Origin of the sequence: Hirschia litorea, from assembly GCF_042665075.1 — a bacterium.
GTDB classification, from domain to species: Bacteria; Pseudomonadota; Alphaproteobacteria; order Caulobacterales; family Hyphomonadaceae; genus Hirschia; species Hirschia litorea.
This window is the reverse complement of the sequence record NZ_JBHTBR010000002.1, coordinates 580,640-593,270: the sequence shown is the minus strand read 5'-3', so window position 1 is coordinate 593,270 and position 12,631 is coordinate 580,640. Positions and strand designations below refer to the sequence as shown.

Annotated in this window: 12 protein-coding genes; 4 read left to right on the top strand and 8 right to left on the bottom strand. The window is 44.3% G+C overall.

Annotation, left to right across the window (positions count from 1 at the left end):
• Nucleotides 1-58: 58 nt before the first annotated feature.
• The 4 genes from ACFQS8_RS02870 to ACFQS8_RS02855 all read right to left on the bottom strand — a co-directional run bounded on the left by ACFQS8_RS02870 (nt 59) and on the right by ACFQS8_RS02855 (nt 4,324).
• Nucleotides 59-1,087: a phytanoyl-CoA dioxygenase family protein gene (locus ACFQS8_RS02870; protein ID WP_382165527.1), complete on the bottom strand. Its 1,029-nt coding sequence runs from the start codon at nt 1,085-1,087 to the stop codon at nt 59-61.
• 5 nt (nt 1,088-1,092) lie between these two features.
• Nucleotides 1,093-1,764, bottom strand: coding sequence for an acyl-homoserine-lactone synthase (locus ACFQS8_RS02865; RefSeq protein ID WP_382165525.1), 672 nt, complete (start codon nt 1,762-1,764; stop codon nt 1,093-1,095).
• Nucleotides 1,765-1,843: 79 nt separating this feature from the next.
• Nucleotides 1,844-2,566 (bottom strand): helix-turn-helix transcriptional regulator, encoded by a 723-nt coding sequence (locus ACFQS8_RS02860; protein WP_382165523.1) that lies wholly within the window; start codon nt 2,564-2,566, stop codon nt 1,844-1,846.
• A 210-nt stretch (nt 2,567-2,776) separates the two neighbouring features.
• Nucleotides 2,777-4,324 carry an adenosine deaminase gene (locus ACFQS8_RS02855; RefSeq protein ID WP_382165521.1) on the bottom strand — a complete coding sequence of 516 codons (1,548 nt, stop codon included), beginning with the start codon at nt 4,322-4,324 and terminating at the stop codon, nt 2,777-2,779.
• A 278-nt stretch (nt 4,325-4,602) separates the two neighbouring features.
• Here ACFQS8_RS02855 and modA point away from each other — a divergent pair, with 278 nt between their 5' ends.
• The 4 genes from modA (at nt 4,603) to mazG (ending at nt 8,046) form a co-directional block, all read left to right on the top strand.
• Nucleotides 4,603-5,361: a molybdate ABC transporter substrate-binding protein gene (gene modA / locus ACFQS8_RS02850; RefSeq protein ID WP_382165519.1), complete on the top strand. Its 759-nt coding sequence runs from the start codon at nt 4,603-4,605 to the stop codon at nt 5,359-5,361.
• Between the two features lie 12 nt (nt 5,362-5,373).
• The gene (gene modB, locus ACFQS8_RS02845) at nt 5,374-6,048 is read left to right on the top strand and encodes a molybdate ABC transporter permease subunit (RefSeq protein ID WP_382165517.1); all 675 of its coding nucleotides are present in this window, start codon (nt 5,374-5,376) and stop codon (nt 6,046-6,048) included.
• Between the two features lie 4 nt (nt 6,049-6,052).
• Nucleotides 6,053-7,156 (top strand): molybdenum ABC transporter ATP-binding protein, encoded by a 1,104-nt coding sequence (modC, locus tag ACFQS8_RS02840; RefSeq protein WP_382165515.1) that lies wholly within the window; start codon nt 6,053-6,055, stop codon nt 7,154-7,156.
• Nucleotides 7,157-7,221: 65 nt separating this feature from the next.
• Entirely contained in the window at nt 7,222-8,046 is an 825-nt protein-coding gene (gene mazG / locus ACFQS8_RS02835) for a nucleoside triphosphate pyrophosphohydrolase (RefSeq protein WP_382165514.1), read from the top strand.
• Between the two features lies 1 nt (nt 8,047).
• Here the strand turns inward: mazG and hflX are convergent, their stop codons facing one another.
• From hflX to trkA, 4 genes are all read right to left on the bottom strand, one after another.
• The gene (gene hflX, locus ACFQS8_RS02830) at nt 8,048-9,400 is read right to left on the bottom strand and encodes a GTPase HflX (protein WP_382165512.1); all 1,353 of its coding nucleotides are present in this window, start codon (nt 9,398-9,400) and stop codon (nt 8,048-8,050) included.
• Nucleotides 9,397-9,654: an RNA chaperone Hfq gene (hfq, locus tag ACFQS8_RS02825; protein WP_382165510.1), complete on the bottom strand. Its 258-nt coding sequence runs from the start codon at nt 9,652-9,654 to the stop codon at nt 9,397-9,399. The genes hflX and hfq overlap by 4 nt, the downstream gene beginning before the upstream one ends.
• Before the next feature lie 118 nt (nt 9,655-9,772).
• Complete coding sequence (locus ACFQS8_RS02820) at nt 9,773-11,185, bottom strand: TrkH family potassium uptake protein (RefSeq protein ID WP_382165508.1); 1,413 nt, start codon at nt 11,183-11,185, stop codon at nt 9,773-9,775.
• 17 nt (nt 11,186-11,202) lie between these two features.
• Nucleotides 11,203-12,627: a Trk system potassium transporter TrkA gene (trkA, locus tag ACFQS8_RS02815; RefSeq protein WP_382165504.1), complete on the bottom strand. Its 1,425-nt coding sequence runs from the start codon at nt 12,625-12,627 to the stop codon at nt 11,203-11,205.
• Between the last annotated feature and the right edge of the window lie 4 nt (nt 12,628-12,631).

The window sequence follows — 12,631 nt, the reverse complement described above, 5'->3', positions numbered from 1 at the left end:
TTTCATTCAATGCTAGCCGATGCAGCCCCCAGCCCGCTGGCAATCGGTAATTATAGATTTATGCGGCCGTTCGCGATGGAATTCCTGATGAGTTCAGAAGATCCATTGCGCCATATAGGTTGGATAGCTTCACTCCCGGCCATGGTCGCGGCCAAACGGTAGGGAAATCTCGGGAATACAAACGATCACCATTGTTCAATTTGTCTATTGTGTAAGCGCGAGGCGCTGCGCCGGGTCTTTCAAAATAGCGCACATCATCCCCGCAATATTGGAATGAAATCGCACGGCGCTGACGTGATGTCATATTGCCGCCTGCCCCATGCACGCACAAAACATGATGTGCAATAATATCACCAGGCTTCACATCGAAGTGCATAAGATCGTATGCGCCCTCATCTGCTTCTATATCTGGAACCTTGGGAGCTTGCGCACCCGGCATGGTGGTTTGGGCAACAAACATATTAGGCGCGTAAACTTGCCCCCATTTATGAGAACCTCTCACATAGCGCATACCGCCATTTTGTTGATCAACATCATCTAGAGCGATCCAAAAAACAATGCTCTGCTCGCCTTCAAAATGGTTATAGCCAAGGTCTTGGTGAAACGCTGTTTTTTGACGTGTATTTGGAGTTTTCACAAAAGTTGTGTCTTCCCAGAAATTCACACACTCAGACCCAAGCAATTCACTCGCGAGTTGAGGAAGCACAGAGTCTAAAGCCAATTCACGTATCCCATCATCATGACGCCATCCTGATGCATCATACACAAATGAACCTGTCGATTTTGTTGCAGCTTGTGGCTCTTGCAAAGGACGCGCAGTCGGGTCCGCCAGTATCATTTGTGCTAGAGCATTCACTTCAAAACGTGCAGCTTCACCCGCTGAAATACCATTGCTCGCCGCCCAAAGTTGAGCAGCAATGTTTTCAAAGTCATATGCTGTTGGTGACGACGATACAGCTTGTGTTTGACGATCAATACTTGAACGCAGTCTTTCAATCTCTTCTGGAGAGATTTGATTTCGCAAACAGACAACCCCGTCTGCTTCAAATGCTTGTTTTTGCTCTAATGAGGTAAGTGAAAATGTCATGATCTCTACGCAGCCTCTTGTGGAATAGTCTGAGTTTTTGGAGAAATTTGGTAAATTGGAGCCAATGCGAAAGTGATGCGCTCGTGCGGATTTGAAAGACGCTCACGCATAGCGATCAACGAGGCTTCGTTCACAGTAGAAAGAGCTGGGATATATGTTTCCTGATCGCCTTCGTGAAATCTAGGACGCCCAAGGGGTTCAATATCCATAACGCGGTTGATCGTGTTATAAAATGAAGGACCAGTGTACCATGCAATTTGTTTAATCCCTGCTGAGAGACCATACTCATTCACACCTACGCCAATACGCCACATGACGTCATAATATTGCTGACGTGATCGTAAGTCTGCGGAAACCACAAATCGTGAGGCTTCCCAAATAGTGTTTGAGGATGGAACGCCTTGAAGGTCGCATGCATCAGCATATAATTCAGACAACATGTTCGGTCCTGTTGTCTTATTTAGACGGCAGCAACCAGTCACAATTGTACGGGTAGGGTCAAGGTGAAGGATGTAGACAGTGTCGTCAGTATCGAACTGATCTTTGTCGCGCCCGACAGTTGCGCCTTCTACTTTCCAGCCCCACTTTTTAACAACGACATCATACCGCATCCGGTACATGTCTTCGATGAGTGAATAATAGATATGGCGATTTTCTGAAGTAACAATCTCGATCATTATGGCCTCCTTATGGGATGGCCTATCCTTGCAAGAGATCACAAATGATTGTTACTATCCGATAGATAGCTTGACGCGTTTAAGGCAATATTAAATCGCGGGAAATCGCTCTGGAAACAGCTTGTGTCGTGTTTACACAATCTAACTTCTGACGCGCACGGCGCATGGAATCTTTTGCCGCCGCTTCACTTATACCCATAATCACACTCATTTCCCAGAATGTCTTACCAACCGCTGCATACTGAAGCACATCACGCTCACGTGGTGCGAGTCTAATTTCTGGTTCCGCTGGTGGTGCTGGATGAAGAGCCTCAAGCCTGTAATAGCAATGCATACAAGCTAGCTCTAATTCTGCGCGCTTATCTGGTGATAAATCTAAGCGCTTTGTCGCTAGAGATATTCCACCATCGACACTTCCCGGACGACGCATTGGAAACATATAGCCGTCATTCATTTCATATTCGACGGCGGCATCTTTCATGCCCGAGCCATAGCGTTTTTCATAATTGAACGCCGTTTCCCATGTGAAGGGTGTACGCGACCTTAATCCATATATAATGACGGGGTCATTGAGCATTTGGCCCTTGCCTACGCGCTCTTCAACTAGATCATCCGGCCAATCAGTGAACATCATGGCTTTGCGAGCCATAGGACTTAAAGGATTTACTAGTTGGCTGACAAAAAAGCGATCAAATCCAAGCTGTTTAATATAGGATTTGAATACATTTAGCACGGACTCCGAGGTTTCGGCGCGATCTATACTTTTAAGCGTTTGAAGTATATCGAAATTTTGCAAGGTCACTATAAGCCTCAAGCACTGGTTTAAGCTCAATTTTTGCAGTGTTTCATTTATTTGCGAATATTTAAAGAGCTAGGGACTCAATTCTATCTGCAGTAGTTTTGGACGTGTATTTCGTTTTTTTGGATACGATATACTTGAACAAGTCTTTACTGAGAAAGTTTTACACTAATATCTGCAACTTGATTCCAGATGCGGTGAGTGGGTAATAGTTTAACGTTCAACGATATTGTCTTCGAAGACATCAAACTGTTTTTCTAATTTTAGCTGCAACCTCGCCTTTGGGCTTTTTTCAACAAAAGCTATACAAGCTTCCGAATTGTCTTTTTGACAGGCTGGAACCAGCTTTCCGCCAACAATTTGGTCCTCCCATATGCTGTCACCTGCAATGAAAGCATATTCTAAACTGTTACGCGAAATGTGTTTTAGCGCTCTATAGTCCAATTTATGCTCATAGGCAGCGCGAACGTATTCTTCTGTCAAATCGATACGAAGAACGCCTTGATCATCAGTCGATAGCACCACTGGCACTTTCGATTTCAAGTATAGATTTATTGGATGATCGGCACCTTGCACACCTAAGATTTTTTCATTGCTGGTCAAACTGACCTCTACAGCAATGTTTTTACGCGCCATTGTTTCCAAAGTTTCTAGAGCATTCGTTTCAAATGCTATATCCGTCCCATGCCCAATTCTTTGTGAGCCAGCGATCAAAACAGCATCTTCAATATTACCTGCTAAAGCGCTTGATGGCGTATCACCTAAAACGAGTTCGCCTGCATGCAGAGATATGGAAACATCCGGAAATTGCTTGGACAGAAACGCGACCATTTCCATGTGCAATTTATAATCTTTTAGAGCATTGGGGGCGTCTTCGGGCGCAACAAGCGTCACACCTTGAAAACGCTCATCAGCATGTGCGAGCGCAAAATTGAGCGCAAGCTGCCGGAAGACTTTGTCTGGCGTCAAAACTCTTAGGCTGTATCCATTATAACGTACTTCGACACGACATGCTTTTTCTGCTTTGGATGTCTCACACCGCAATAGGGATTTTGCTTCTTCTTCAGCTATATTCGTTTGCTCTATGCCCTCACTAACGAGATTTGCAATGAATGGCTCAAAGCGTGAGAATGCCCCTGCCAAATCATCGCCGTTAAACTGTGGATCATTCGTTTGGAAGGTGAAGTCATCTATGGCTTTTGGATTGTATATTATTTCAAGGTATAAAGCATTATCACGCGATGCAGCGCGGCGCACAGACGCTATGCTTTTACCCGGCTCAACCGCCGCGATTGGGTCAAAAAGCGCAAATGAGTTGAAAAACTTGTCGTGACCAGACACACCTTCAATATTGCCGGCAATGAAACCTTTCATTGAAATTGATTTTACTATGGCTGCATATATTTCAGGATTGGTGCGAGACAAGTTTTTAGCGGGCATAACACCGTCAAGCTCACATGGGGGTGCTTTAATCGCGCCTTCTTTTGTATCTATGCAGTATTCACGATCTGAGGCCCACTCTAAGTATTCTTCAGCATATGGAGAACCCGTTAAGTGGTTATGTAGGTCCCCGCCCTTTGGCATTTCTCGTAGGAAAACTCTAAGTTCGACTGGATCATCCATTATACGATCAAAAATAATACCTGCAGTTTTGCCGGATCGCGTCACCTCAGCGAAGCTAAGATTAAAACTGCTACAGCCTATACTCAGCGCAAGAAAAGCAAGAGAGTGCTTAACGTTGTGTCGGGTTATCTTGCGCATGGATTCGGCCTCTGGACTGCTTTGCGAGCTTAGATTGTTTCAAAGAATTAGCTTTAATATAAACCGCAATAAATGTATTTTAATTTTTTGAAATACACTTTCAGAATTACTAAAAGGCGTTTCTATGTGCGATGAACGGTAGTGCATTATCTACCAACTTATTTGCAATTATACTGCGATTTGGCATTGTATTTTTTTCAACCACTTTAATATGAATAAAGGCGGTTATACCTTATGTGTGTCCAGCACATAAAATAAAGCTTGGAGGCCGTTTGGGAATGAAGATATTTCGACGCTTTGTTCTTTGCGTTTTCAGCTTATTAGGCATTACCTCCTATCCACTTGCAGCCGCAGAGACTGCGAACATTGCTGTAGCGACCAATTTTCACAATACGATGAAAGAATTACAGCACTCGTTCGAGTCCAGTTATGAGCATAAACTCGTTGTGATTTCTGGCGCATCTGGCCAATTATACGCCCAAGCCCTAAATGGCTCACCAATAGATATTTATTTGTCAGCAGACCAGTCTCGCGCAGAAGCGCTAGAACACTCACATATCGGCGTTAATGGGTCGCGCTTTACCTATGCGATTGGTCAACTGGTATTATGGGCTCCGAAAGGCGATACTATTCAGGACTGGCAAGGCATTTTAAAAAACGCAGTTCCAGACCAGAAAATAGCAATCGCGAACCCAAAACTTGCGCCTTACGGTGTAGCTGCGGAGCAAGTACTAAATTCAATGGAGATATTAGGAAACCGCCGCCACCAAATAGTTATGGGTCAAAATGTTGGTCAAGCTTACGCAATGGTAACAACTGGAAATGCTGATTTTGGACTAATTTCACAATCCTATATCAAAGACCTAACACCCAATGTCTGGAAAATTCCCGATGACTATTATTCACCAATCAAGCAAGACGCTGTGTTGTTAAAACGAGCACAATCGAATTTGGCTGCTCAGTCGTTTTTTGATTTCATGAAATCTGACACGGCGCTGAAGATCATTGAAGAAAATGGCTATCAACGTGCAAAGTAAATTTGAGCATATATGATTATTGATCTCAGCTCTCTTTGGCTCACTATTAAATTAGCATTGATAGTGACTGCTTTATTGCTTTTTCTTGCTACCCCTTTTGCTCTATGGCTAGCTCACACTAAGTCTCGGCTGAAACCTCTTTTAGAGGCCGTCATTGCCCTTCCACTTGTTTTGCCGCCTACAGTTTTAGGCTTTTACCTACTTATAGCATTCAACCCGAATGCGGCTTTCGGCAAAACATGGATGAAAATCACAGGGGATACGCTAGCTTTTTCTTTCGAGGGTCTAGTGATTGCTTCACTTATTTATTCTCTCCCCTTTATGGTACAGCCAATTCAATCTTCTTTTGAAAGCTTGGGGCGCAAACCTTATGAAACCGCGCTGTCACTAGGTGCAAAACCTTTAGATGCATTTCTCACAGTCATCTTTCCTCTCTCTTTTCGAGGCTTCCTAACTGCCTGCGTTTTAACATTTGCCCATACCATTGGTGAATTTGGGGTCGTCCTTATGGTTGGAGGCAATATTCCTCAAGAAACAAAAGTAATTTCCATTGCGATATATGAGCATGTAGAAACACTAGAATATGCTCAAGCTCATATACTCTCGGGAATTTTACTCCTGATGTCATTCCTTATCTTGCTCAGTGTGTACGCCTACAACAAACGGTATCGAATAAATGTCGGATAATTGTTTGTCGTTAAATATAAAAAAGCAATTGGGTGATCTCAAACTTGACGTAAATCAAGAATTGCCGATTGAGAATGTCGTTGCACTGTTTGGACCAAGTGGTTGCGGTAAAAGCAGCCTTCTTCGACTAATCACAGGATTGGACACGCCCGATTCTGGAAGGTTGGAATACAAAAGTGCGTCTGGTGAAAGTCTTATTTTTTTTGACAGTAGTTCAGGTGTAAATATACCCGTCCATCAACGCCGTATCGGTTATATGTTTCAAGAAGACAGATTGTTTCCCCACTTAAGTGTCCTAGGCAATCTAGAATATGCCCATAAAAGAAACCAGGTTTCAACCGAGGCCCTTACTTTCGACGATGTTGTTGACGCCCTACAATTATCATCTCTGCTTAACCGAAAAACGGTTCAATTGTCTGGCGGAGAAAAGCAGCGAGTAGCTTTGGCCAGAACCCTACTTACGCGCCCCAGACTATTATTGTTAGATGAGCCTCTATCGGGTTTAGATTACGATAGGAAACGCGAAGTCCTACCTTTCTTGGAACAGCTTCCCACACTCTTTAAAATTCCTATTGTCTATGTCACGCACGACCTTGATGAAGTGTCGCGTTTGACCAAACAAATTTTAGTATTATCCGAAGGAAAGCGCGTTGCATTTGGTGCAACAGCCTCAATAATAAGCTCACTTACCAGCGAACAATTAGGTATTGAGAAACAAGAGGAGTCATCTCTACTAGATGGTGTGATATCTAAGATTGATGAAGTTTTCATGCTGGCGCACATACTGGTTCAAAACAGAGAATTTATTTTACCAACGGCCAGCACAGCTAAACCAGGACAATCTATATCATTGCTGATAAAGGCAAGAGACGTGGGGATATCTCTTTCTAAGCCAACAGATTCTAGCATAAGAAATAGTGTTGAATGTGTTGTTACAGAAATCCTTGAAGAGGAATCTACGCCTTTCGCTCAACTCAATTTGGACATGAATGGGGCGAGCTTAAAGTCCCGTATCACGCGTGCATCTCTGAAAGAGTTGAAATTGGCGTTAGGCCAGAAAGTTTTCGCGCTTATAAAGAGTGCAAGCTTTGAACCCCGTTTTCTTTGATCCAAGTGTTGAACAAATAAATAGACACTTTAAGCAGGTGATGAAATCAGTTTATGGAAACCAAAATGTCTAATTCAACCGACCGTTCCTTTGTTGCCACTGATAATGCTATCGCTGATCTTGTAAGATTAATGCAGAGATTGCGTGACAAAGAAACCGGATGTCCTTGGGACGTGGAGCAGACGTTTGAATCAATACTCCCCTATACGCTAGAGGAAGCTTATGAAGTTGCCGAAGCGATTGAACGCAAGGATATGGAGGAATTAAAAAGCGAGTTGGGCGACCTTTTCTTGCAGGTTGTTTTCCATAGCCAAATTGCAGAAGATGCTGGCATATTTACCATTCATGATGTCGCTCGCGCGATAGTTGATAAAATGGTAAACCGGCATCCGCATGTGTTTGGTTCCATCGATATTGAATCCGCCGAAGCTCAAACAACACATTGGGAAGCTCTTAAGGCCAAAGAGCGCGAAGCTGCCCAAACTGACAATACGCCGGTTAGCGCACTTGATGGTGTCGCTTCAGCTTTGCCCGCTTTGACGCGCTCGGAAAAACTATTGAAAAGAGCGGCTAGAACAGGGTTTGACTGGCCAAGCACTGAAGATATCCTCGAGAAATTGCACGAGGAACTTTCAGAGCTAGAAGAAGCTTCCAAGAGCGGTGATAAAACCCATATCGAAGAAGAAATGGGAGATGTTCTTCTCGTGGTGGCTAATCTCGCCCGCAAACACGGAGTTGATCCCGAGGCGGCTTTGCGCGGCGCAAATTCCAAATTCAAAAAGAGATTCGTAGAAATGGAATTAGCCGCACGCAATGATGGCAATGTCTTCAAAGAACTAGACTTAGATGCCCAAAAGGCGCTCTGGCAACGCGCCAAACAGGCAGATTAAGTTAGCTCTCAAAGTCGATGTTTCTTGATGATAGAATGATCTCATCAACGTTAATGTCTTCATGCTCATGCGCAAAATGGCTCAATTCTCTCGCTGACATTTGTGCGACCAAAATTATATTGCCACTTTCATCAACATTCTCACTTACTATCTCGCAATGGGTATGAAGCCACGCTCTAGCCTTCCCCATTCGAGGTTCAAGCTTCATCTCAAACTCTCTGCTCGTGGAGAAAATCTTTTCTTGGATGACTGCTAAAAGCGTATCTACACCTTGCCCACTTGTTGCTGATGTCATCACGACATCATCACGATTTTGAGCAGTAGCCTCCATCACGCCCCGCACATCTTCACTCAACGCGTCAGCTTTATTCCAAACTTCCAGAACGGGTGGTCGTTCTGTTTCAGTTTCTTTTTCAAGTTGACGCAACACATCCTCTACATCCCATGCCTGACGGTCCGTTTCTGGATGGCTTATGTCTCTTACATGTAAGAGTAAATCTGCCTCAATAGCTTCTTCGATTGTTGCTCGGAAACTCTCAATCAAATGGGTTGGAAGGTCAGTGATAAATCCAACTGTATCAATAAGGGAAATCTTCTTCCCACTAGAAAGTTCAACATCTCTCGCCGTAGGGTCGAGCGTAGCAAAGGGCATATCTGCCGCAAATACAGTTGCATTTGTAAGACGATTGAACAGTGTTGATTTACCTGCGTTCGTATATCCCGCGAGCGCAACAATAGGTGCGCCACGACGCTTTCGTCCCGCTCGCTGCAATCTACGTGTTCGGCGCACAGCTTCTAAGTCCGACTTTAATTTTGCTATCCTTAGATCAAGCATTCTGCGGTCAGCCTCAAGCTGGCTTTCACCAGGACCAGCTAAGAATCCTGTACCACCACGTTGACGCTCCAAGTGTGTCCAAGTTCGCACAAGTCGAGAACGTTCATAAAGTTGACGCGCCATCTCAACCTGCAGACGTCCTTCAGCTGAACGCGCACGTACACCAAAGATTTCAAGAATGAGACCGGTGCGGTCCATCACTTTGACATTGAGGTGTTTTTCCAGATTTCGTTGTTGGATTGGTGACAACACAGAATCCACAATTAGAAGACTAGCTTCATTATCTTCCAATTTGTCAGCAATAATGTCTAACTGCCCCGCACCAAATAGCTTACTCGCATTGGGCTTTCGGACACGTATGGCATCTGAGAAGCCAAGCTTAACGCCAAGAGCCTCTACAAGACCTTCTGTCTCTTCTATCCGGGCGGGCCCAAATATTGGTCTTTCAAAGAGAGAAGGAATGACGACACCGGCTGTCTGAACTTCCGGTGTCATCTCTATCATATCTGTATTTTTCACGCTTCGTCTGCGGTTCCATCTTCACCTGTGAATAGACGCACAGGACTGTTAGGTGCGATTGTAGAGATCGCGTGCTTATAAACTAGTTGAGGCGGTCTACCGTCGCCTTTGAGTAAAACACAAAAATTATCAAACCAAGTGACGACACCCTGAAGCTTTACGCCATTCATCAGGAATATTGTGAGCTGCACTTTGTCTTTACGAACTGCGTTTAGGAATGTGTCTTGAAGGTTTTGTTTTTTATCGGATGACATTTTTTATGAGCCTCTTCTCGGGACTTTGTTATAGGTTTCCGGTTTCTTGGTCTTCTGTTTACGTCGTCATTAAAGCTAAAACATAAGTAGTATGATTCGTCTCAGCCATAGTCAGTTTCTATTTGCGCCAAAAATCACGAGAAAACAATGGTGCTAAAGCTAAGACTTCAATTCTTCCCAGAATACAGCCTAAGCTTAATAGGACCAGAGTGATCGAACTAGGAGATTGATCAAGTACAGCGCTGTCAACAAGTGGGCCAGTATTGGAAATCGCACCAATTGCACTTCTAAAGGAAGTCTCTGCATCAACGCCTGACAATGCTAACAGCATACCTATGATGATGGTCGCCCCGATATAAGCAATCAGATAGACCCAAACTCCAACAACAATATTATCTTTTCGACCGCGACCTTGATATTTTAAAGTTGCGGTTGAGTTTTCAAAAGATAGGCGCCGAAATTCCGTAAGTGCGCGACTCATGAGAACGATTACGCGCGTGATTTTTAAACCACCGGCAGTCGATAAAGCCGAAGCCCCTACAAAAACGAAAAGATCTGGGACGGGCTGAGGAAGTGTGTCCAGCACACTTATAGAGCCAGTAACGTTTAATCCAGATGTTGAGATAAAGGACAAAGCTTCTACTAGGTAGCGAAGGTCCAATCTATTGTTCATGATAGAAAGCAATGCAGCAAAGATAATTATACCTAAAATCAAAGCGTGAATTTCTATATCTTTGACATAAACCTTCCAACTTTTTTGCCGCAATATATCAGTGTGGAGTGCAATATTTGTTGCGCCCACAAAAAGAAGGAAAGTAATAATCCCAGCAGCAAAGGGAGAATAAGCATATGCTCCCGCCACCCCTCTTAACGTAGAGCTGGTAGATATAGCGGCAACACTTCGTGTTACTGCATCTATAAGTTCTGCCCCAGATGCAGCTATTGAGATCGTACCAAAGAGCGCCATCACGCCGTAAACTGCTGCAACAGTCATTGTTATTCGACCAATACGGCCAAACATGTCATCCTTAGCCAAGGTAAGTAGATGTGATTTATGTACACCAGGCCCTGTTAGGTTTAGCGCTGCCAAGACTACGACAGCCATTATAACGCCTGCGACACCTCCGATAAATTGTAGAATAGATCGCCAATACCGAATGGATTCTGGTTGGGTCGCATCACCTGCTGTTGCCCCTGTCGTTGTGAGGTTTGACACAGCCTCAAAGCTAGCTTGAATCCAATCACTTGAAACACCCGATGACCAAAAAGGCGGTGCTGCTATAATTGGCATCAATACCCAAAACCCAATGACAAACAACAACCCTTCTCTCGCGCTTGTCCTAGAGGGCACGTCCCAAAGTAGGATTAGTATAGAGCCGCCAATAAGCGCACCAATCACTCCTGATAATAGGAAACCGCGAGCAGATGCTTCATCTCCCGTATAGTGAGAGAATAAAGCACATAACAACGCTAATCCCCCGATTATCGTGGCCATTAGGCTAAGTTGTTTGAGGACGCTTGAAGTATTCAAAATATGTCTTCTTTATCTTAGTAATAATCAAGCTTAACTCGAAATAGCAGATCAACTTTCCTAGACATATCTTTCTCGGAAAACAGCACTACTGTATCTTGGACTTTCACCCTTTCAGAAAGGTCGATTGGGACACCGTCGCGTATAAGCGCACCCGCTTTTATTCCCTCGGGTAACTCACCATCTACGAGGCTCATGCCAACCAATTGGGCTGTCTCTTTAACGACACCTTCAACTACTTCAGCAGCACCGTTTTCAAGAGTTTTTAGATTGCTTAAGCGTCCTTGACGTAACTTCAGAAGAATTTTCGAGACCGTAATGGAGCGTGGGTCGATTAATACATCAATACCGACATTACTTCTTATGTTTGCTAGGTCAGGTTCGTTTACCAGAGAAATAACTTTTTTGGCACCAATATTCTTAGATAGCGCACCAAGAAGAAGGTTTGTTTTGTCATCGTTAGTCAGTCCGACTACAAGATCGGCCTCCGAAACCCCTGCTTCCTCGAGAAGATTCGGGTTTAGACCGTCGCCATGTAATACGATGGCTCTTTCCAAAGCTTCAGCAGCGCGTTCTGCTGTTTTGGTATCTTTTTCAATTAAGCGAACGCGGACACTGCTTTTGACCCTATCGCCACTCCTTTTAGAGCCCTTCTTTAAGGGAAGCTCCAATTGTTTTGCGACATTCAAGCCTATATGCCCACCGCCTACAATAACGACGTGTCGGCTAAGGTCTTCAGTTAAATTGAGTATCTCAAAGAGATGATGAACACGATCGGTGGGAATGACCCAGTATACACGATCTCCAACCATCATCTTTAAATCTTCTTTGGGCGCAAACAGACGTTTGTCTCGACCAATCCCAACTATGCGGGCACCACTTTCAGGCACCAAAGCATGAACTTCTTCCAAACGTTGATCTGCCATCGCTGATGAGCGGTCTGTAATTTCAACACCGAGCAAACGAACAAGGCCTTCTTTTTGCCCTTCCATCATTCCAAGTTCCGCACTCAGAAAAGCACCTGGAGTCAACAACCCCTGAAGTATAGATTCGCTAACCTCAGCTTCAGGAGAGATGTACATATCTACTGGCAGGTTGTCTCGCGTGAAGAGGTTAGAATAAACTGGACTGGTATAGGCTTGGCTTCTAATGCGAGCGATTTTTGTCGTAACTTTAAACAAAGCATGAGCTACCTGACAGGTAACCATATTCACTTCATCCATCTGAGTTACGGCAATAATCATTTCCGTATTCTCAGCACCTGCTTCTGCGAGAATGGACGGATGGGCTGCATGCCCCGTAACAACCCTTACATCTAATCTGGTGCTAACACGTTCGAGAAGAGCTGCGTCTTCATCAATCATTGTCACATCATGCTCAAGCGAAAGACGTTCAGCAATTCCTTGCCCGACTCGTCCAGCTCCACAAATGATCACTCGCATCTCT